Source organism: Pectobacterium parvum, assembly GCF_020971565.1.
Lineage (GTDB): Bacteria > Pseudomonadota > Gammaproteobacteria > Enterobacterales > Enterobacteriaceae > Pectobacterium > Pectobacterium polare.
Map to the genome: position 1 here is coordinate 4023955 of NZ_CP087392.1, position 21949 is coordinate 4045903.

The following is a 21949-nucleotide window of genomic DNA, read 5'->3' on the forward strand; positions in this document are numbered from 1 at the left end:
CTTACCGTACCTTCAGCGTTGCTAGGCCAATCAGCACCAGCATCAACGAAATAATCCAGAAGCGCACAATCACGCGCGGTTCCGGCCAGCCCTTAAGTTCATAATGATGATGAATCGGCGCCATGCGGAAAATCCGCTGCCCGCGCAACTTAAAGGACCCGACTTGCAAAATCACCGACAGCGTTTCGACTACGAAGACACCGCCCATAATCACTAACAAAAATTCCTGACGCAGCAGGACCGCGATAGTCCCCAACGCGCCGCCCAGCGCCAGCGACCCTACGTCACCCATAAAGACCTGCGCCGGATAGGTGTTAAACCACAGGAACCCAAGCCCAGCGCCCACAATCGCGGTACAGACGATCACCAGTTCACTGGCATGACGGATATACGGAATGTGCAGGTAACCAGCAAAATTCATGTTCCCCGTTGCCCATGCCACCAGCGCAAAGCCCGCCGCAACAAACACGGTCGGCATGATTGCCAAGCCATCCAGACCATCGGTCAGGTTTACCGCATTACTGGTGCCGACAATCACAAAGTAGGCCAGCGCAACATAGAGCAGGCCCAATTGCGGCATTACGTCTTTGAAGAACGGCACAACCAGCTGCGTGGCTGGCGTATCTTTTCCGATGGAATACATGGTGAAAGCCACCACGAGCGCAATCACCGACTGCCAGAAATATTTCCAGCGGGCAATCAACCCCTTGGTATCCTTACGGACCACTTTGCGGTAGTCATCAACAAAACCGACCGCGCCATAGCCTGCTAACACTAGCAGTACGCACCAGACATACGGGTTAGACAGATTTGCCCACATCAAAACGGAAACGATAATCGCCACCAGGATCATCACGCCGCCCATCGTCGGGGGTCCGCGCTTACTGAAATGTGATTCTGGCCCTTCGTTACGCACAACCTGCCCAATCTGCAAACGCTGCAGCCAAGCGATCATATGCGGTCCCATCCATAGGGAAATAACCAATGCGGTCAGCAGGCTGACAATGGCGCGGAACGTCAAATAAGAAAAGACGTTAAAACCGGTATAAAGTTTGGCCAAATGTTCGGCCAGCCATACTAACATTGCGCATTCTCCTGTAATGCATGTACAACCTGCTCCATCGCAGCACTGCGTGAGCCTTTGACCAATACGCTGATGACGTTATGTTCTGACATCAGCACCTTCAAACGTGAAACCAGCGCGGCTTTATCCTGAAAATGCTCACCATTGCCACTGGCAGTGCCGATCAATTCACTCAATGTTCCCACACTTAATACGCGATCAATGCCTGCAACACGCGCCGCTTCGCCCACTTGACGATGCCACTCAGGGGCTTCATCACCCAGTTCGCCCATATCACCAACGACCATCACGCGGTAGCCCGGCATCTCCGCCAGCACCTGTGCCGCCGCCGTCATTGAACCGACATTGGCGTTGTAGCTGTCATCCAGCAGCAGTTTGCCTTCAGACAACGCAACCGGAAACAACCGCCCCGGCACCGCCTGAAGCTGAGATAACCCAGCTTTAACGGCTTCCAGCGTCGCTCCGACGGACATCGCCAGCGAAGCCGCCGCCAGTGCGTTCGAGATGTTATGTCTACCCGGTAAAGGCAGCAGAACCTGCGTTTCACCAAACGGTGTATGCAGAGTGAAACGCGTGCCTTGCGCCAAAACATCTACGTCGCTGGCAAAAAAATCGATATCGCAAGCAGCCTGCGGTGAGAAACGCCAGACGGTTTTATGATTCAGCATGACCTGCCAGTGCGGGAAATCGTTGCTGTCCGCATTCACGATCGCTACGCCATCTACTGGCAAACCAGAAAAAATCTCACCTTTCGCCTGCGCCACGCCAGCCAGTGAACCAAAACCTTCCAGATGCGCGGCAGCTAAGTTGTTGACCAACGCGCTTTCCGGCCGCACCAGATCGGTGGTATAGGCAATCTCACCAATGTGATTCGCCCCCAGCTCAATCACTGCGAACTGGTGTTCCGCCGTCAGACGCAACAGCGTTAGCGGCACACCGATATCGTTGTTGAAGTTACCAGCGGTATACAACACGGAGCCACACTGGCGCAGAATCGCCGCCGTCATCTCTTTAACCGAGGTTTTGCCGGAAGAGCCTGTCAGGGCGACAACACGCGCCGTTGACTGCTGACGAATCCAGGCACCTAATTGACCCAGTGCCAGACGCGTATCGCTCACCAGCAGCTGCGGCACATCGATATGTAAGTGCTTACTGACTAAAAGAGCCGCCGCGCCGCCTTTCACTGCATCAGCAGCGTAATCATGCGCGTCGAATTTCTCGCCTTTCAGCGCAACAAACAAACCGCCGGACGTCAACTTACGCGTATCGGTTGAAACATCTTCAATTTCAATATCTTTGCCAATCAGCTGCGCATTCAGCACCGTGGCAAGCTGCTGCAAGGAGACGCGAATCATGCAATCACCCCCAACAGGCGGGCAACGGTGATACGATCGGAATAATCGAGACGCTGATTGCCAACCAGTTGGTAATCTTCGTGCCCTTTACCCGCAACCAGCACCACGTCATTTTCCTGCGCCTGCATGATCGCGCTGGTAACCGCTTCAGCACGTCCGTGAATGACCTGAACGCGCCCAGCATCCAGCAATCCGGAGAGAATATCTGCCACGATCGCCTGAGGCTCTTCGCTACGCGGGTTATCATCGGTAACCACAACGCGGTCAGCCAGTTGTTCTGCGATACCGCCCATAAGTGGGCGCTTACCTTTATCACGATCGCCACCACAGCCAAACACACACCAGAGTTTCCCCTGACAGTGCAAGCGCGCCGCTTCAAGCGCTTTTTCCAGCGCGTCTGGCGTGTGAGCGTAATCCACAACGACCGTTGGTTTTGCTTCAGCATGGAAAACCTCCATGCGGCCACATACGGGTTGCAGATGAGAACCCGCGATGACCAATTTATCAAGCGGATAGCCCAGAGACAGCAGCGTTGCCAGCGCCAGCAGCATATTACTGACGTTAAACGCGCCCATCAGACGGCTTTCAATTTCGCCATGCCCCCAGCTTGAATCAAACGCGATCGTGGCACCATTGTCGTGATAATCAATCTGTGTCGCTTTCAGCCAGCGCCCACGGCAGCCGGGGACCAGATTGTTCTCCATAGTGACAGCAACCGCATCCGGCAGCTTCGCCAACCAGCGCAGCCCAACCTCATCATCAGCGTTGATAATCATCTGCCCGACGCTATGCTCGGCGAACAGCGCCCATTTAGCCGCTTCGTAGCTTTCCATATCGCCATGATAGTCAAGATGATCGCGGCTCAGGTTAGTGAACACCGCCACCGCGAACGGCAACGCAGCCACACGATGCTGCACCAGACCGTGCGAGGACACTTCCATTGCGGCGAACGTCGCGCCTTGCTCTACCAGCTGGCTCAGTACCTGCTGAACATCGACAGCAGATCCTGTCGTATTCTCTGTCGGAATCGCCCGACCCAATAGGCCATTGCCTACCGTGCCCATCACGGCACTCGTTTCGCCTAATGCCTGACTCCACTGGGCCAGAAGCTGAGTCGTCGTCGTTTTTCCGTTGGTTCCCGTTACGCCAATCAGCTGTAACTTTTCCGCAGGCTGCTGATAAAAACGGCCTGCCAGCACGGACAGTCGCTGGTTCAGATTGCTGAGATACACCACTGGCACACCGTGCATTTCGCGAACGGCGCCATCAGCGGCCTCACCTTCTGCTTCGGCAACAATCGCTGCTACGCCTTGCGCAATTGCCTGCGGAATATAGCGCCGTCCATCTGCTTTGTGCCCGACAATCGCGACAAACAGATCCCCGGCAGCCGCAACGCGGCTGTCTAATGTCATTTCCCGCAGCGCGCACGCCGGAGTGTCTTGCACCCACGGCGCAAGTAAATCGCGCAAATTACGATCTGCCACCTGATCCCTCTTCTCTATTAATTACAAAATCGTTTTTGTCGCCCGTCGGCAAGGCATCCGGTTCGATATTCATCGTCCGCAAAACGCCGCCCATGATGGCGCCAAAGATCGGCGCAGAAACCGCGCCGCCGTAGTACTTCCCTGCCTGCGGATCGTTAATCACAACAACCAGAGCAAAGCGTGGGTTACTGGCTGGTGCCACACCCGCCGTGTAGGCAATATATTTGTTGATGTATTTGCCATCTGGGCCAACTTTCTTAGCCGTACCGGTTTTAATCGCAATGCGGTAACCTTTGATGGCCGCCTTGGTACCGCCGCCGCCGGGCAGCGCCACGCTTTCCATCATGTGCACCACGGAACGCACCAGCGCCTCAGGAAAAACACGTTCACCTGGAACGGGTGGATCAACTCGGGTAATCGACAGTGGACGATAAATGCCAAAACTGCCGATCGTGGCGTAGACTCGCGCTAACTGTAACGGTGTTACCATTAGCCCGTAGCCGAAAGAGAAGGTGGCCCTCTCTATGTCAGACCACCGTTGTTTTTGAGGGTATAAGCCACCGCTTTCTCCGACCAACCCCAAATTGGTCGCTTTTCCTAATCCAAAGCGCGCGTAAGTATCTACTAGCGCAGAGGAAGGCATCGCTAACGCCAGCTTGGACACGCCAACGTTACTCGACTTCTGAAGCACACCCGTCAGCGTCAATTCGCTATAACGCGCCACGTCTTTGATCTCGTGACCATTGACGTAATACGGCAGGGTGCTGAGTACACTGTTTTCTTTCACGACCCCGCGCTGTAGCGCCGTCATTACCACCATCGGTTTAACGGTAGAGCCGGGTTCGAAAATGTCGGTAATCGCGCGGTTACGCATAATGTCTTGCGGCGTACCCGCCAAATTGTTCGGGTTATAAGACGGGCTATTCGCCATTGCCAGCACTTCGCCCGTATTCACATCGACCAGTACGGCCGTGCCTGACTCAGCTTTGTTAAAGGCAACTGCGTTATTGAGTTCACGGTAAACCAGCGCCTGCAAACGCTCATCAATACTGAGCGCCAGATTGTGTGCAGCCTGGCTGTCAACGGAGGAGATATCTTCAATCACGCGGCCAAACCGGTCTTTACGCACAGTTCGCTCACCGGGTTGCCCAGTCAGCCAGCGGTCAAAACTTTTCTCAACGCCTTCAATACCCTGTCCATCGATATTGGTGAAGCCAATGAGGTGAGAAGTAACTTGTCCAGAAGGATAATACCGGCGAGATTCCTGCCGCAGATTAATGCCCGGCAGCTTCAGCTTATGGATATATTCACCAATAGCTGGGTTCACCTGACGTGCCAGATAAACGAAGCGACCTTTAGGGTTAGCGTTAATCTTGGTTGCCAACTGATCCAATGGGATATCGAGCGCATCAGACAGTGCTTTCCAGCGCGTATCTAACGTAATCCCGCCACGATCGTTCACTTCTTTCGGATCGGCCCAGACGGCATTCACCGGCACGCTGACGGCCAAAGGACGGCCAGCACGATCGCTTATCATGCCGCGTGCCGTTGGCACTTCCTGTACGCGCAGAGAACGCATATCCCCTTCACGCACCAGTTTGTCTGGGTTGATGACCTGAAGATAAGCCGCACGCGCCATCAAGCCAACCATCGCAAGCAGGATACAGCCGCAAAGCAACGCAAAACGCCAGCTAACAAAGCTGGCTTGATCTTCCTGGCGCTTTAACTTTCCTGTACGGGCTGCTTTCATGCTTAGCTGGTTGCCTATTTAGTTCATTGCTTAACCACAATGTTTTCCTGTGACGGATCAACGTGCCCCATTTGCAGTTTTTCCGTCGCGATCCGCTCCACGCGGCTATGATCCCCTAGTGAGTTTTCCTCCAGGATCAGGTTTCTCCATTCGATATCCAACGCATCACGCTCCAGCAGAAGCTGCTCGCGTTCTGCTGTCAGCAGGCGTGTCTTATGCGCCGTTGTAACCACAAATACCGCAGAAACCAGTACGGCAACCATCAGCAACACCGGGAGCTTTGCATGACGCAGCAAATCTTCACCAATGACGCCAACCAGAGTATGCCGCTCGTTACCGATCACGCTGGCAGTCTCTCAGCGAAGCGCAGAACAGAACTGCGCGCGCGTGGGTTTTCCGCAACTTCTGCTTCCGAAGGCATCAATTTCTTGCCGACAGCTTTTAACGTCTGCCCGCCCTGGCTGCGCAACTGTTCTTCCGTTAACGGTAGGCCAGCTGGCACCTGTGGCCCACGGCTCTGATGGCGAATAAACCGTTTCACAATCCGATCTTCTAACGAGTGGAAGCTGATCACCGACAGACGCCCCTGCGGAGCCAGTACGCTCAATGCACCTTCTAGTGCACGTTCGATCTCTTCCAGTTCGCTATTGATATAAATGCGGATCGCCTGAAAACTGCGCGTTGCCGGATGTTTATGTTTTTCCCGAAACGGGCTAGCGGCAGCGATCAATTCGGCGAGTTCTTTCGTCCGCGTCATCGGATCGAGACGATTACGTTCCACAATGGCGCGGGCAATACGCTTGGCAAAACGCTCTTCGCCGAACGTTTTCAAAACCCAGACAATATCGTCAGCTTCCGCTTTCATCAGCCATTCAGCAGCGGACAAGCCACGTGTCGGATCCATACGCATATCCAGCGGGCCATCGCGCATAAATGAGAACCCGCGTTTAGGGTCATCAAGCTGAGGAGAAGAAACGCCAAGATCGAGTAGAACACCATCGATCTTTCCGGTCAGTCCGAGTTCCGCAACATACTCCGCCATGGCGGAAAACGGCCCGTGAATAATAGAGAAACGAGGATCGTCAATCGCCTTGGCAGCTTCAATTGCCTGAGGATCGCGATCGATAGCTAACAGACGCCCTTCCGGCCCCAGTTGGGAAAGAATCAGACGAGAATGGCCACCACGACCGAATGTACCGTCGATGTATATGCCGCCGCTGCGAATGTTCAGGCCATTTACTGCCTCATCCAACAGGACGGTGGTATGTTTATAATTTTCCAGCATGACTATAGCGATAGGTCCTGCAACCGCTCAGACAAAGGTTCCTGAGTCGATTGTTCAGCGTCAATATCATCCCTGACCTGTTGATACCAAGTCTGTTCATCCCACAGTTCAAACTTGTTGAACTGCCCGACTAGCATCACTTCTTTTTTGAGGTCCGCATGCTGCCTTAACGTATTCGCAATCAACAAACGCCCTGCACTATCCATTTGGCACTCGCTGGCATGCCCCAATAACAAACGCTGAACACGACGTTCAGCAGGGTTCATGCTCGACAAGCGTGACAATTTTTGTTCAATAATTTCCCATTCAGGTAGGGGATAAAGCAGCAGGCATGGCTGATGCAGGTCAATGGTGCAAACCATTTGACCTTGCGATTCCCCGTTCAGAATTTCCCGATATCGGGTAGGCACAGCAAGGCGCCCTTTACTGTCGAGGTTAACCAGCGTAGCTCCACGAAACATACCTGAATTACCCCTCCATAACCTTTTTCACCACTTTACCCCACAAAACCCCACCGTTAAGAGTGTACGGAGGGTATGAAAACCTTGTCAAGCCAGAGCTGGCGCGCTTTGGGATTATTCCTGAATGAATTGGGGGCCTTCATAGAGGTAAAAGGAATAAAGAGTCAGAATTAACAAAGATTAACATCATGATAATTTGAGATAAATTCATGGCGGAACGAGAACATTGCAAACATATAGCCACCAACTCCGGTATATCGGTTATTTTTATTGTCACAAGCTGATACCAAAGACAGCGGTTTTCAGAATAGTCTTACCAAGCCAAACACCTTGAATACCAAGGCCTACACAAGTCCGCAGCATCATACCGTAGCTGTTAACATCTGCTCAATGTCACATTTTTAACATCAACATCGCCGATTCTTCATTAATCAGCCGATTTACGTTAATTGATGCCCCTACTGACGAATGCGGTTTCCTGAAAATAAAAGCAGATTCAGGAAACGTGCCGAATAAATTGAGCGCCCCCCATCCTCAAAGACACATCAAAAATGAGGCACCACAAGCAACCCTGTTTTATCGGTCATCTACTCACTTCCTTTAATGCTTTAACGCAATTCCCTCTCACGCAGAAAGGCCTTTCACTAAAAAAACATAACCAATTGTTTTTTAATAATTTTAAATCCCTCATCGCGATAAAAAAACGGGAAAGTTACCGGACAGACATAAAGTAGCGGGAAAGTATAAAAAACACTCACAAATAAATATTTTTACCTAGTACAAAGCCAATCATGCAGTGATGTAAACTACACAAACAAAATAAGGCATGACAAAAAACCATGCCAAACCATTACACCAGTTTATCCGCCCTAAGAATGGAGCAACCAGGAATGTTTTCCCCGACGTCACGATTGCGAAGTGCCACCGCAGATACCTTTGCGCTCGTTGTCTATTGTTTCATCACCGGCATGGCGATAGAAATCATGCTTTCCGGTATGAGCTTCGAACAATCGCTGTCTTCACGCTTGTTATCTATCCCCGTCAATATTGCCATTGCCTGGCCGTACGGGCTTTATCGCGATCGCGTGTTGAATATGGCCAGACGTCACGGTGGTGAACATTTCCTGGTGCGCAGCGTTGCCGATCTGTTTGCCTATGTCAGTTTCCAATCGCCGGTTTACGCCATCATTCTCTGGTCTATCGGGGCAAACCCCGCGCAAATCCTGACCGCAGTGACCAGTAATCTGGTGGTGTCGATGGTGACGGGCGTGATATATGGCTACTTTCTGGAATATTGCCGTCGGCTATTCCGAGTCGCCTTGCCGTAAAAGTGAATTGAGGCTGGGTAAGGAAGAAGCGCCATAGCAATCTATGGCGCAAAAAAGCAGGTAGAGATTACACGCGACTCAGTGAGCCACGGCGGTACAGATTACGTCGGATACGATTCAAACCTGGCTTCGGTCTTTTCGGCTCATCCAGACTGGCCAACACCAACTCCAGTACGCGTTCCGCGACTTCACGATGGCGCTGAGCGACAGACAATACCGGGCACTCCAGATAATCCAACAGCTCATTGTCCCCAAAGGTCGCGATAGCCAGATTATTCGGCAAACGCCCGTTAATCCTCAGGTTAACATCCATCACCCCCTGCAATAACGGGAATGAGGTGGTGAATAACGCTTCGGGCATAGGATTATCTTTCAAATAATCCATAAACGCAGCAGCGGAAGCCACACGTTCATAGCTATTGGAATAAAGGTAATTCACTTCGCGCGGATCGCCCGCCCACGCCTGACGGAACCCTTGCTCACGCAAGAAACTGACGGAAAGCTCAGGCAAGGCACCAAGATAAAGTACCGATTTCGCAGGCATTTTCCTTAATTCTTGCGCCAGCATTTCAGCATCTTCAAGATCGGCTCCCACCACGCTGGTGAAGTGCTCACGATCTAACGCCCTGTCTAACGCAATAATCGGCAGACTGCCGTTTATCCAACGTTGATAAAACGGGTGCTCTGGCGGTAATGCGGTGGAAACAATAATCGCGTCGACCTGACGCTGCAACAGATGCTCAATACACCGCATCTCGTTGTCCGGCTGATCTTCTGAACACGCAATTAAGAGCTGATATCCGCGCTGTCTGGCCTGACGCTCCAGATAATTAGCGATGCGCGTATAGCTGGTATTTTCCAAATCGGGAATAACCAAACCAATTGAACGCGTACGCCCGGCACGTAATCCAGCCGCGACGGCGTTGGGATGATAATTGTGCTCCCTGACGACAGCCATGACTTTCTCAACGGTCTTATCGCTGACGCGATATTGTTTTGCTTTCCCGTTAATGACATAGCTGGCTGTCGTGCGTGAAACACCCGCAAGACGCGCGATTTCATCCAGTTTCACGGTAACCCCTTAGTAGGCCGGAAAATAAGTAGGCCGGCGCAATAAATAGTGTGATGACCATAAAATCATCATGGATATGGCGTAGATCTAACAGCAGAAGCTTTTGTACGGCAACTGCTTTTATCACGTTACCCACATATTTCAAGCTGCCATATCAATAATGGATGTCTTTTAAGCTGAATATATTGTGTCTATATAAGATAAGGGAAATAAAAAGGCCCGATACGATTATCGGGCCTCTTAAAAGAAAAAGCAGCGAAAAGTCGATTAACGCATGATTTTATCGCCGCGCGCTACGCCGACGATACCAGAACGCGCCACTTCAACAATTTCGGACACTTCACGTACGGCGCTGAGGAACGCATCCAGTTTATCGCTGGTACCAGCAAGCTGTACGGTATAAAGCGAAGCGGTAACATCTACGATCTGGCCGCGGAAAATATCGGCGCAGCGTTTCACTTCTTCACGACCATAGCCTGTGGCCTGTATCTTCACCAGCATGATCTCACGCTCAACGTGCGCGCCCTGCCCCAGCTCGCTGACGCGCAGGACATCCACCAGCTTGTGCAGCTGCTTTTCGATTTGCTCCAGCACTTTCTCATCGCCTACCGTCTGGATAGTCATACGAGATAGCGTTGGGTCTTCGGTTGGTGCCACCGTCAGACTTTCGATGTTGTAGCCGCGCTGGGAAAACAGGCCGACGACACGTGACAAGGCGCCTGATTCATTCTCAAGTAATACTGATAAAATCCGCCGCATGATCAGGTCCTCTCCGTTTTGCTCAACCACATTTCATCCATCGCCCCGCCGCGAATCTGCATGGGGTAAACATGCTCGCTGCTGTCGATGTTGATATCAACAAACACCAGGCGATCTTTCTGCGCCAGCGCTTGCAACAGCTTACTTTCCAGTTCGTCCGGCGTATCGATAGAAATCCCGACGTGACCGTACGCTTCAGCCAGCTTGACGAAATCCGGTAGCGATTCCATATAAGAACTGGAATGGCGGCCAGAGTAGATCATATCCTGCCACTGCTTCACCATACCGAGGAAACGGTTGTTCAGGTTAATGACCACCACCGGCAGATCATATTGCAGCGCCGTAGAAAGCTCCTGAATGTTCATCTGAATACTGCCGTCGCCCGTTACGCAAATCACCGTTTCTTCCGGCAGCGCAAGTTTGATACCCAGTGCTGCAGGCAGGCCAAAGCCCATCGTGCCCAGTCCACCGGAGTTCACCCAGCGACGCGGTAAATCGAAAGGATAATACAGCGCGGCGAACATCTGGTGCTGGCCAACGTCCGATGCCACATAGGCTTTGCCTTCGGTCAGCCGATGCAGCGTTTCAATCACCGCCTGCGGTTTAATCTTGTCGCTGTCGGTGCTGTATTTAAGACAGTGACGCCCACGCCACTGTTCGATCCCCTGCCACCAGTCGCGCAGCGCATCAAACTGCTGCTGTGCGCCATCTTGCGCCAGCAACTCCAGCATCAGGCTTAATACCTGTTTGGCATCGCCAACGATGGGAACATCAGCATTGACCGTTTTGGAAATCGACGCGGGATCGATATCAATATGCAATACCGTCGCATTCGGACAGTACTTCGCCAGATTATTCGTCGTACGGTCGTCGAAGCGCACCCCGACGGCGAAAATCACATCGGCGTTATGCATAGCCATGTTGGCTTCATACGTTCCGTGCATCCCCAGCATACCGAGGCATTGACGGTGCGTGCCAGGAAAACCGCCCAGCCCCATCAGCGAGGTTGTCACTGGCAGGTTCAGTTTTTCGGCCAGCGTCAGCAGTTCTTCGTGGCACTCTGCGTTAATCACGCCGCCACCGCTGTAGATAATCGGCTTTTCTGCCGCCAGCAGCGTTTGCAACGCACGACGAATCTGCCCTTTGTGCCCTTGAACCGTCGGGCTATAGGAGCGCATGCTGATGCTTTCGGGATAAACGTACGGCAGCTTATTCGCCGGATTCATAACGTCTTTCGGCAGATCGACCACCACGGGCCCCGGACGTCCGGTTGATGCCAGATAAAACGCTTTTTTCAGGATCGTCGGGACATCTTCCGCTTTCTTGACCAGAAAACTGTGCTTCACGATAGGGCGAGAGATCCCCACCATGTCGCATTCCTGGAAGGAATCGTAGCCAATCAACGAAGTCGCAACCTGACCGGACAACACCACCATAGGAATGGAGTCCATATAGGCAGTAGCGATACCGGTAATGGCATTGGTCGCACCGGGACCAGACGTGACCAGCACCACGCCGACCTCACCCGTCGCGCGCGTATAGCCATCCGCCATATGTACCGCACCTTGCTCATGCCGCACCAAAATATGCTCGATACCGCCAACCGTATGCAGGGCGTCGTAAATATCCAACACCGCACCGCCCGGATAACCGAACACATGTTTTACGCCCTGATCGATCAACGATCGGACCACCATTTCGGCGCCTGACAACATCTCCATGGGTCTGCCTCTTTTGTTCAGAAAGCGGAATCCGCCTCTGTATTGACCGGGGGAAATCCCCGCGCTCACATTGTATTAATACTGTTAACTTTTAGTATATCCTAAATAATTCGAGTTTCAGGAAGGCGGCAAGGAAAGGCACCCCGATGAGCTTACTCAAGTAAGTGATTCGGGTGACTAAACGCAGCCAACGCACATGCAACTTGAAGTATGACGGATAGACAACAATACGAAATATTATAGGGATTGCTAATAACCCATTAACATAACGCCAGATTATGACGCAGACAAACGGCAAAAAACCACCGCCCTTAATCGTGCCTAGGGGAAATCGAACGTGAGGGAAAAAGGAACTGAGATAAAATACTAACTGGGAACCTTCAGACCTGAGAGATCGTCCATAAAGGCCACAAATTACAGAGTGAAATATTGAGGCCGAAAACCACATTTCTTTTCAGGAAACGCGCTTCTCGGCCTACGACATCATCAAGACTCTGCGTACATCGCATCAATTTCCAGCTGGTAACGCTGGTTGATGATCTTCCTACGCAGCTTGAGGGTTGGCGTCAATTCCCCTTCCGCCATCGAAAACGGCACTGGCAGCAGCGTGAATTTCTTCACCTGCTCCACGCGGGAAAGCTCCTTCTGCATCTCCCGCAAGCGCTGTTCGAACAGCTCAATAATATGGCTGTGGCGCAGCAGCTCCAGACGATCGTGGTACTTCAGGTTGATGGAGTGAGCGTATTCTTCCAATGCTTCGAAGCAGGGAACAATCAGCGCAGACACGTACTTACGCGTGTCCGCAATAATCGCAACCTGTTCGATGAAGCGATCCTGTCCCAGCGTGCCTTCCAGATGCTGCGGGGCAATATATTTACCGCCGGAGGTTTTCATTAGGTCTTTCAACCGTTCGGTAATAAACAGGTCACCATTGGCATCCAGTTCCCCCGCATCGCCGGTTTTCAGCCAGCCATCTTCGGTAAAGGTTTCTGCGGTTTCCTGCGGACGGTGGAAATAGCCCCGCATGATGGTCGCACCGCGTACCTGAATCTCTTTTTCCTCGCCAATGCGGACCTCAATGCCCGGCAGCGGCGTACCAATAGAGCCCAGGCGGAAGCGACCTTCCTCCCAGCAGGAAACCGTCGCACAGGTTTCTGTCAGGCCGTAACCATAAATAATGCGAATCCCGATCGACCGGAAAAACAGAATGATATTGTCATCCAGTCGCGCGCCTGCGGCTGGCATAAAGCGAATCTCGCCTCCCAGCAGTTGGCGTAGTTTCCCTAACACCAGACGGTCTGCATAGTGGTGCATAACGCGGCGGAAGAAACCGCCCTTCTTCGCGGTCTGGTTCGCCAGAAAAGCGTGTTGCCCCTGCGCGACAGCCCAGTTAAATAGCCGCTGGCGATACCACGGCGCCTGCGCCACTTTTTCATGGATCGCGCTATAAACTTTCTCATAAAAACGCGGTACGGCGCACATCACCGTCGGCTTCACCGCCTGCATCGCATCACGAACCAGATTCGTGTCGTTGAGATACACGTTCTGGGCACCACGATGCATGATGACAAAGCTCCACGCACGTTCAAATACGTGGGAAAGCGGTAAGAAACAGAGCGATACGTCGTTTTCCGACATGCTTAAACGATCATCATGCAGCTTAAGCTGCATCGCCATGTTGGTGTAATCCAGCATGACACCTTTCGGTTCACCGGTAGTGCCAGAGGTATAAATCAGCGTAAACAGATCGTTGAGATCGCGGCTGTCGATGCGCGTTTGCCATTCATCACGCCAGAAATCGTCTACGGCCTGCGCTTCAAATTCATGCAGAGATTGCGCGATGTCGCTACCGCGTAGGTTAACGCCCTCGTCCATCACGATGATGTTTCGCAGCTGCGGGCACGTATCCCGCAGCACCAGCAGCGCATCCAGCTGATCCTGACCGCCGACGAATATCGTACGGATATCGGCATCATTGATGATGAACGCCGCCTGCGACGCCGTATTCGTGGCATAGATTGGCACGCTGATCGCACGCAGGTGCAGCAGCGCCAGATCGGCCAGCGACCAGTTCATTGAGTTATGAGAGAAAATCGCAACCCGTTCCTGAACATCCAGCCCCAGCGCTAAGAGCGCGCTGGCAATGCGCTGAATGCGCTGCCCAGCCTGTGTCCAGGTGAGCTGCTGTTCGCCCGCAGGCGTCCACTCGCGCAACGTAATACGGCCTGCGCAGTGATTGATTCGATCTTGGACCCGGTGCACCACATGGTATGGCTGTAAATGATTATTCATCTGTAAAAGAATTTCTAAGGGGGAAGAATTTGACAGCGTTTCAGCGTACAGCTGTACATTATTTGGCGTGCAGTCTACCGTCATTGTTCAAAACCGCAACGATCTTTCGTTCATTCGGCGCAGGCTATCGCTGGTTTACTTGACGCACATCACACCAATCAAAAGTTGACATAACCCTGATAATCGCGTACCAATAAAGGAACACCTAATTTTAGATGACGAGACACCATGTTCAACTTTACTGTCCTACTAGGCCTACTACTAAACGCATCCTTCTTGCGCGGTAGGTTTGTGGGCAGAGTTCAGAACTAAGTTTCTCGCCACACGATACAAAAACCCGCGCTGATGCGCGGGTTTTTTTTTACTCGCCGAGCGCCAAGTACAAGTAGACACGACAAGGAACTAAACCGATGAGCGAGCAAGTCATTATTTTCGATACCACATTACGTGATGGTGAACAGGCTTTACAGGCGAGTCTGAGTGTAAAAGAGAAGCTGCAAATTGCCTTCGCCCTGGAGCGTATGGGCGTTGATGTTATGGAAGTTGGCTTTCCTGTGTCCTCTCCCGGCGACTTTGAATCTGTTCAGACGATTGCCCGCAATATCAAAAATAGTCGTGTGTGTGGCCTGACCCGCTGTGTCGAGAAAGACATCGATGTCGCCGCAGAGGCACTGCGTGTCGCAGAAGCGTTCCGTATCCACACCTTTATCGCGACCTCACCGATGCACATCGCCACGAAGCTGCGCAGCACGCTGGATGAAGTGATCGAACGCGCCATTTACATGATCAAACGCGCACGTAACTACACAGACGACGTTGAATTTTCCTGCGAAGATGCGGGCCGTACGCCAATCCCAGACCTGTGTCGCGTGGTTGAAGCCGCCATCAACGCCGGTGCTCGCACCATCAATATTCCTGACACCGTCGGCTACACCATGCCGCATGAGTTCGGCAATATCATCGCCTCATTGTATCAACGCGTTCCGAATATCGATAAAGCCATCATTTCCGTTCACACTCATGACGATTTGGGTCTGGCCGTCGGCAACGCCATGGCGGCGGTGCATGCAGGCGCACGTCAGGTAGAAGGTACATTGAACGGTATCGGCGAACGCGCGGGTAACTGTTCACTGGAAGAAGTCATCATGGCGATCAAAACCCGCCATGACATCCTGAATGTACACACCAATATCAATCATCAGGAAATCTACCGTACCAGCCAGTTGGTCAGTCAGATTTGCAACATGCCCATCCCTGCTAACAAAGCGGTTGTGGGTGCCAATGCCTTCGCTCACTCCTCTGGTATTCACCAGGATGGCGTGCTGAAGAACCGTGAAAACTACGAAATCATGACGCCGGAATCTATCGGCCTGAAAGAAGTCCAGTTGAACCTGACTTCCCGTTCTGGTCGCGCGGCGGTGAAACACCGCATGGAAGAGATGGGCTATCAGGACAGCGATTACAATCTGGACGACTTGTATTCTGCCTTCCTGAAACTGGCGGACAAGAAAGGTCAGGTCTTTGATTACGATTTGGAAGCGCTGGCCTTTATCAACCGTCAGCAGGAAGAGCCAGAGTTCTACCATCTGGATTATTTCAGCGTTCAGTCCGGCTCCAGCGTGATGGCAACCGCCTCTGTCAAACTGATCTGCGGCGAAGAAACCCAGTCAGAAGCCGCAACAGGTAATGGCCCAGTGGATGCCGTTTATCAGGCGATCAACCGTATTACGGGTTATCAGGTTTCGCTGGTCAAATACCAACTGACCGCCAAAGGCCAGGGTCGTGATGCGCTGGGTCAGGTTGATATTGTCGCGGATTATCAAGGGCGTCGCTTCCACGGCGTCGGTCTGGCAACGGATATCGTTGAATCTTCCGCGCAGGCAATGGTAAATGTATTAAACAACATCAAACGTGCTCAGCAGGTAGAAAAAGAAATTCAACGTCTGCAGCAGCACAGCAACCAACAACAAAACGATAGCAAACAACAAAACAGTCAGGAAACAGTGTGATGACAAAGAGCTACCATATCGCCGTTTTACCCGGAGACGGCATTGGCCCAGAAGTAATGGCGCAGGCCCATAAAGTACTGGATGCGGTACGTCAGCGTTTTGGCATCCGCATTACCACCAGCGAATATGACGTTGGCGGTATCGCCATTGACCGTCAGGGCACGCCGCTGCCGCAGGCAACCGTCGCAGGCTGTGAGCAAGCCGATGCGATTCTGTTTGGTTCCGTGGGCGGCCCGAAATGGGAACACCTGCCGCCGGCAGAACAGCCGGAGCGCGGTGCGTTATTGCCTCTGCGTAAGCACTTCAAACTGTTCAGCAACCTGCGCCCTGCTCGTCTGTATCAGGGGCTGGAAGCGTTTTGTCCGCTGCGTAGCGACATCGCCGCGAAAGGCTTTGATATCCTGTGCGTCCGCGAACTGACGGGTGGGATCTACTTCGGCCAGCCAAAAGGTCGTGAAGGTAGCGGTCAGTATGAGCGCGCTTTCGATACCGAGGTGTATCACCGTTTCGAGATTGAGCGCATCGCCCATATCGCGTTTGAATCCGCTCGCAAACGTCGCAGCATCGTGACCTCTATCGATAAAGCCAACGTGCTGCAAAGCTCGATTCTGTGGCGCGAGATCGTCAACGAAGTCGCACAGCACTATCCCGATGTGAAGCTGTCTCACCTGTATATCGATAACGCAACGATGCAGTTAATTAAAGATCCGTCTCAGTTTGACGTGATGCTGTGTTCTAACCTGTTCGGTGACATTCTGTCCGACGAGTGCGCCATGATTACCGGTTCAATGGGCATGCTGCCTTCCGCAAGCCTGAACGAACAAGGCTTTGGCCTGTACGAACCGGCTGGCGGTTCCGCACCGGATATCGCTGGCAAAGACATTGCCAACCCGATTGCACAGATTCTGTCGCTGGCACTGCTGCTGCGCTACAGCCTGGGTGCGGATGATGCCGCAGAGGCGATCGAAAAAGCCGTCAATACCGCACTGGCTGAAAGTTACCGCACTGCCGATCTGGCAAGCACTGGCAGCGCGATCGGCACCAATGAAATGGGCGACGTGATTGCGCGCTTCGTGGCGCAAGGGGCATAACCATGGGTAAGACGTTATATCAAAAATTGTTCGAAGCGCACGTGGTTCATGAAGCGCCGAATGAAACGCCGCTGCTGTATATCGACAGACATCTGGTACACGAAGTGACTTCCCCACAGGCCTTCGACGGCCTGCGCGCGAGGGGCCGTAAGGTTCGTCAACCGGGGAAAACCTTCGCGACCATGGACCACAACGTGTCCACGCAGACCAAAGACATCAATGCCAGTGGCGAGATGGCTCGCATCCAGATGCAAGAGTTAATCAAGAACTGTGCAGAATTCGGCGTTCAACTGTATGACCTGAACCATCCGTATCAGGGTATCGTTCACGTTATCGGGCCTGAACAAGGGATGACACTGCCGGGTATGACCATCGTCTGCGGTGACTCACACACAGCAACACACGGCGCGTTTGGCTCACTGGCTTTCGGTATCGGTACATCGGAAGTGGAACATGTGCTGGCGACGCAAACCCTGAAGCAGGGTCGCGCCAAAACCATGAAGATTGAAGTCACCGGCGATGCCCCACACGGCATCACCGCAAAAGACATCGTGCTGGCGATCATTGGTAAAACCGGTAGTGCAGGCGGTACCGGTCACGTGGTTGAATTCTGCGGTACCGCTATTCGTGCGCTGAGCATGGAAGGCCGTATGACGCTGTGTAATATGGCGATTGAAATGGGCGCGAAGGCAGGTCTGGTTGCACCGGACGACACCACTTTCAACTACTTGAAAGGCCGTCAGTTTGCACCGAAAGATGCCAACTGGGACGCCGCCGTTGCGTACTGGAGCACGCTGAAATCCGATGATGACGCGCAGTTCGACACGATCGTCACGCTGGACGCCGCTCAGATCGCACCGCAGGTCACCTGGGGCACCAACCCCGGTCAGGTTATCGCTGTCAATCAGGAAATCCCTAGCCCTGACTCTTTCAACGATCCGGTAGAACGCGCCTCAGCGGCCAAAGCGCTGGCCTATATGGATCTGCAACCCGGTATCAAACTGACCGACGTGAAGATCGATAAAGTCTTCATTGGCTCCTGCACCAACTCGCGTATCGAAGATTTGCGCGCCGCAGCAGAAATCGCCAAAGGGCGTAAAGTCGCCGCTGGAGTTCAGGCTATCGTCGTACCCGGCTCCGGCCCGGTAAAAACCATGGCGGAGTTGGAAGGGCTGGATAAAGTATTCATCGAGGCGGGCTTTGAGTGGCGTTTACCGGGCTGCTCCATGTGTCTGGCGATGAACAATGACCGTCTGAACCCCGGCGAGCGTTGTGCCTCAACCAGCAACCGTAACTTTGAAGGCCGTCAGGGTCGCGCTGGCCGCACCCATCTGGTCAGCCCGGCAATGGCTGCGGCTGCCGCAGTGACGGGTCGCTTTGCCGACATCCGCGAGTTGAATTAAGAGAGAAACCGACATGGCTAAATTTACTCAACACACAGGTCTGGTGGTTCCTCTGGATGCCGCTAACGTCGATACCGACGCCATCATTCCTAAGCAGTTTCTGCAAAAGGTGACGCGTACCGGTTTCGGCCAACACCTGTTCCACGACTGGCGCTTTCTGGATGATGCGGGCCAACAGCCCAACCCTGAGTTTGTGCTGAACCAGCCGCATTACAAAGGAGCGAGCATCCTGCTGGCGCGGGAAAATTTCGGCTGCGGCTCTTCCCGTGAGCACGCGCCATGGGCGCTGACCGATTACGGCTTCAACGTCGTTATCGCTCCGAGCTTCGCCGATATTTTCTACGGTAACTCGTTTAACAACCAGCTGCTGCCAGTGAAATTGAGCGACGAAGAAGTGGACGAGCTGTTCAAGCTGGTTGACGCACAGGAAGGTATTACCTTCACGGTCGATCTGGAAAATCAGGTCGTTCAGGCGGGCAGCAAAAGCTATCCGTTCGAAATCGACAGCTTCCGCCGTCACTGCATGATCAACGGATTAGACAGCATCGGCCTGACGCTGCAACACGAAGCGTCTATCACCGAGTATGAAAAGAATCAGCCTGCATTTTTGAACTGATTCAAGATTACAGATAGCCCGCACTTTATTGCGGGCTTTTTCTTTTGGAAGCATGACGGGAGATTACAACAACGCGGCAATCAGATAAAAAGCCAGCATACTCAAAAGCACCGCGACGACTATATTTCTGATAAAGAATGAAATTACGACACTCACTATCGCGCCGAGAAAGTACGGGTTATCAGGAAAAGCGCGAATCACGCCATGGTCCATTAAAATAATCGGTCCGCAAATCGCGGTGAGTAAGCAAGGTGCGGAATACTTTAATGCTCGGTGGAGTAACACCGGAATTTTTACCGGTACGGCAGGTTCAAGAAAAATATAGCGATTAAAAAACACGATCCCTGCCAAAACGAATATCAATAACCAGCTCATTTTTCTTCCTTAAGCACAAACGCGATGAATACCGAGAAAAACATGCCGCCGACGCCGGCAATAGCAATAGCGCCTTCTACCTTGAAATAGGTCAATAACATCGACAATAGCAGAGAGAACAGAACGCCAGCGAAAGTACTGATTTTCTTTATCATCGGAACAACAATGGTGATGAACGTAGCAACGATAGAATAATCAAGATGATACTTACCCAAATCGGGCACGGATGACGCCATGACCACGCCAAGAATACTGAAGATATTCCAAAAAATATAAAAGGTGAAACCCGCACCGATTAAATAGCTGGTGCTAACGTTGTTCTTACGGTCTTTCTTTTCACTGAGTGCAAAAAGCTCGTCTGATAATAAAAACCCAATAGGCAGCCGCTTTCTTAATTTCAACGTTGAAACATATTCTCGTAGCGTCAGGCCATATATCAGGTGCTGTGCGGTGATAAAGAAAACGGAGATTAATAGCGTCGCGACATTCGCCCCGGACATAAGTAACCCGAGCGAGACGAGCTGCGCCGCCCCCGCGAAAATAATCGCGGACATCCCGATACTTTGTCCGACAGATAATCCCGACTGGATAGCCATAGAACCAGCCAGAATGCCCCAGGGCACCACGGACAAACAGAGCGGCAGCATTTCAACCACGCCGGTCATAAAATGCTTCCACGGACTAACGGTGTCTTTTGATTCAGACAATGAACGAGCTACGGTGTTTTCCATATAACATTGCACTACCATAAAAATCGATAGCGGAAAACTAACAAAACGTTGTTTAAGAGTATTGGATGAATTTGCTCCCCCTCTGCATAGAGAACAAGCCTATTAATACCCTAAATAATTCGAGTTTCAGGAAGGCGGCAAGGGAAGGAATCCCGATGAGCTTACTCAGGTAAGTGATTCGGGTGAGTGAACGCAGCCAACGCACATGCAACTTGAAGTATGACGGGTTATTGGTTGCCTTTAGCAAACTCGCCCGGCGTCAGACCCAAAGAGTTTTTGAAATGACGATGAAAGTGGCTCTGATCGGTAAAACCACACGATACGGAGACATCAAGGATAGCACCACCTTTACGTAATAGTGTCTTAGCCTTGCGCAGGCGAGCCTGAATCAAGTAAGCGTGAGGCGTAATCCCTACCACTGCTTTAAACTGTCGTAAGAAGTGCCATACACTGAGTTCAGCCAGCGCGGCCAATTCAACGAGAGCCAGTTCTCTCTCGGGATAGCTGTCCATAAACGCTTTAACGTTCAATATATTTTGGGTCGCAACGGGCAGCATCTGTGGCGTCAGGCGCGTCTTGCTGTAGCGCATCGTCAGCCAGGTTAATGACGACAACAGCAGCGTTTCTTTCAATAACATATTGCCTGGCTGAGCGAGCATATTGAACATCATGAGCAACTGCTCCGACAGACCGGGATCGTGAACAACCGCGTCGGGAAACCACGGAATGGAATCCTTTGAGCATTGAAGATCCTGATTAATCGAACGAAAAAGATCGGGATGCGGATAAATGGCGCGATAGGCCCAGCCAGTTTCAACCTCGGAACTCCCCGTGTGCACATCGTCCGCGTTCACCAGAATGATGTCACCTTTGGGCGCAACATGCTCAGCGCCAGAACGATAAAAACGCTGAGCCCCCTGCTCAATTACGCTGATGCAATACGTATCATGAACATGGCGAGGAAAACGCTGTTGGTAGTACTGCGCCTGCAACATATCCAGACCCCCTAATGCCTCCAGGTGTCTGAAATGAGTTTGCTCTTGCACTACCGACTTTTTATGCACGCGTTAACCCTCTTATCATTTGTACAAAATTGCTCTGGCGGAAACGGCATAGGCATACTTCTTATAGCC

The 21949-nt window shown here is 52.2% G+C and carries 19 protein-coding genes; 5 read left to right on the plus strand and 14 right to left on the minus strand.

Going from position 1 to position 21949, the window contains the following annotated elements; all coding sequences use genetic code 11:
* Nucleotide 1: 1 nt before the first annotated feature.
* The 7 genes from mraY to mraZ are packed head-to-tail and all read right to left on the minus strand — an operon-like array spanning nt 2 to nt 7419.
* Nucleotides 2-1084: a phospho-N-acetylmuramoyl-pentapeptide-transferase gene (mraY, locus tag LOZ86_RS18130; protein ID WP_230242565.1), complete on the minus strand. Its 1083-nt coding sequence runs from the start codon at nt 1082-1084 to the stop codon at nt 2-4.
* Entirely contained in the window at nt 1078-2439 is a 1362-nt protein-coding gene (murF, locus tag LOZ86_RS18135; RefSeq protein WP_039483490.1) for a UDP-N-acetylmuramoyl-tripeptide--D-alanyl-D-alanine ligase, read from the minus strand. The genes mraY and murF overlap by 7 nt, the downstream gene beginning before the upstream one ends.
* On the minus strand, nt 2436-3923 hold the full coding sequence (murE, locus tag LOZ86_RS18140; RefSeq protein ID WP_039483487.1) for a UDP-N-acetylmuramoyl-L-alanyl-D-glutamate--2,6-diaminopimelate ligase: 1488 nt from the start codon (nt 3921-3923) through the stop codon (nt 2436-2438). The genes murF and murE overlap by 4 nt, the downstream gene beginning before the upstream one ends.
* Nucleotides 3910-5673: a peptidoglycan glycosyltransferase FtsI gene (locus LOZ86_RS18145; RefSeq protein ID WP_039483483.1), complete on the minus strand. Its 1764-nt coding sequence runs from the start codon at nt 5671-5673 to the stop codon at nt 3910-3912. Before LOZ86_RS18145 ends, murE begins: the two co-directional genes overlap by 14 nt.
* A 23-nt stretch (nt 5674-5696) precedes the next feature.
* Nucleotides 5697-6017, minus strand: a complete 321-nt coding sequence (gene ftsL, locus LOZ86_RS18150; RefSeq protein ID WP_039278301.1) for a cell division protein FtsL — start codon at nt 6015-6017, stop codon at nt 5697-5699.
* Nucleotides 6014-6958, minus strand: coding sequence for a 16S rRNA (cytosine(1402)-N(4))-methyltransferase RsmH (gene rsmH, locus LOZ86_RS18155; RefSeq protein ID WP_039483478.1), 945 nt, complete (start codon nt 6956-6958; stop codon nt 6014-6016). The genes ftsL and rsmH overlap by 4 nt, the downstream gene beginning before the upstream one ends.
* Before the next feature lie 2 nt (nt 6959-6960).
* The gene (gene mraZ, locus LOZ86_RS18160) at nt 6961-7419 is read right to left on the minus strand and encodes a division/cell wall cluster transcriptional repressor MraZ (protein WP_039483476.1); all 459 of its coding nucleotides are present in this window, start codon (nt 7417-7419) and stop codon (nt 6961-6963) included.
* Nucleotides 7420-8309: 890 nt separating this feature from the next.
* On the opposite strand from mraZ, the gene LOZ86_RS18165 reads away from it, so the two are divergent.
* Nucleotides 8310-8747 carry an L-alanine exporter AlaE gene (locus LOZ86_RS18165; protein WP_010681525.1) on the plus strand — a complete coding sequence of 146 codons (438 nt, stop codon included), beginning with the start codon at nt 8310-8312 and terminating at the stop codon, nt 8745-8747.
* A gap of 67 nt (nt 8748-8814) precedes the next feature.
* Here LOZ86_RS18165 and cra read toward each other — a convergent pair whose 3' ends face one another.
* The 4 genes from cra to LOZ86_RS18185 form a co-directional block, all read right to left on the minus strand.
* Nucleotides 8815-9819, minus strand: a complete 1005-nt coding sequence (gene cra, locus LOZ86_RS18170; RefSeq protein ID WP_039483474.1) for a catabolite repressor/activator — start codon at nt 9817-9819, stop codon at nt 8815-8817.
* 267 nt (nt 9820-10086) lie between these two features.
* Nucleotides 10087-10578 (minus strand): acetolactate synthase small subunit, encoded by a 492-nt coding sequence (gene ilvN, locus LOZ86_RS18175; protein WP_039483471.1) that lies wholly within the window; start codon nt 10576-10578, stop codon nt 10087-10089.
* Between the two features lie 2 nt (nt 10579-10580).
* The gene (gene ilvI, locus LOZ86_RS18180; protein WP_039483468.1) at nt 10581-12299 is read right to left on the minus strand and encodes an acetolactate synthase 3 large subunit; all 1719 of its coding nucleotides are present in this window, start codon (nt 12297-12299) and stop codon (nt 10581-10583) included.
* Between the two features lie 486 nt (nt 12300-12785).
* The gene (locus LOZ86_RS18185) at nt 12786-14591 is read right to left on the minus strand and encodes an AMP-dependent synthetase/ligase (RefSeq protein ID WP_039483697.1); all 1806 of its coding nucleotides are present in this window, start codon (nt 14589-14591) and stop codon (nt 12786-12788) included.
* Between the two features lie 410 nt (nt 14592-15001).
* Between LOZ86_RS18185 and leuA the strand changes: the two genes are divergently transcribed.
* The 4 genes from leuA to leuD are packed head-to-tail and all read left to right on the plus strand — an operon-like array spanning nt 15002 to nt 19710.
* Nucleotides 15002-16600 (plus strand): 2-isopropylmalate synthase, encoded by a 1599-nt coding sequence (gene leuA, locus LOZ86_RS18190; protein ID WP_039513059.1) that lies wholly within the window; start codon nt 15002-15004, stop codon nt 16598-16600.
* Nucleotides 16600-17691, plus strand: coding sequence for a 3-isopropylmalate dehydrogenase (gene leuB, locus LOZ86_RS18195; RefSeq protein WP_039483462.1), 1092 nt, complete (start codon nt 16600-16602; stop codon nt 17689-17691). Before leuA ends, leuB begins: the two co-directional genes overlap by 1 nt.
* A gap of 2 nt (nt 17692-17693) precedes the next feature.
* Nucleotides 17694-19094: a 3-isopropylmalate dehydratase large subunit gene (gene leuC / locus LOZ86_RS18200; RefSeq protein ID WP_230242567.1), complete on the plus strand. Its 1401-nt coding sequence runs from the start codon at nt 17694-17696 to the stop codon at nt 19092-19094.
* A gap of 13 nt (nt 19095-19107) precedes the next feature.
* The gene (leuD, locus tag LOZ86_RS18205; protein WP_039483456.1) at nt 19108-19710 is read left to right on the plus strand and encodes a 3-isopropylmalate dehydratase small subunit; all 603 of its coding nucleotides are present in this window, start codon (nt 19108-19110) and stop codon (nt 19708-19710) included.
* 63 nt (nt 19711-19773) lie between these two features.
* On the opposite strand, the gene LOZ86_RS18210 is transcribed toward leuD, so the two are convergent.
* The 3 genes from LOZ86_RS18210 to LOZ86_RS18220 form a co-directional block, all read right to left on the minus strand.
* Nucleotides 19774-20085, minus strand: a complete 312-nt coding sequence (locus LOZ86_RS18210) for an AzlD domain-containing protein (protein WP_103160829.1) — start codon at nt 20083-20085, stop codon at nt 19774-19776.
* Nucleotides 20082-20816, minus strand: coding sequence for an AzlC family ABC transporter permease (locus tag LOZ86_RS18215; protein WP_103160830.1), 735 nt, complete (start codon nt 20814-20816; stop codon nt 20082-20084). The genes LOZ86_RS18210 and LOZ86_RS18215 overlap by 4 nt, the downstream gene beginning before the upstream one ends.
* Nucleotides 20817-21043: 227 nt before the next feature.
* A complete protein-coding gene (locus tag LOZ86_RS18220) occupies nt 21044-21880 on the minus strand; it encodes an AraC family transcriptional regulator (RefSeq protein WP_039513064.1) in 837 nt (278 codons plus the stop codon).
* Between the last annotated feature and the right edge of the window lie 69 nt (nt 21881-21949).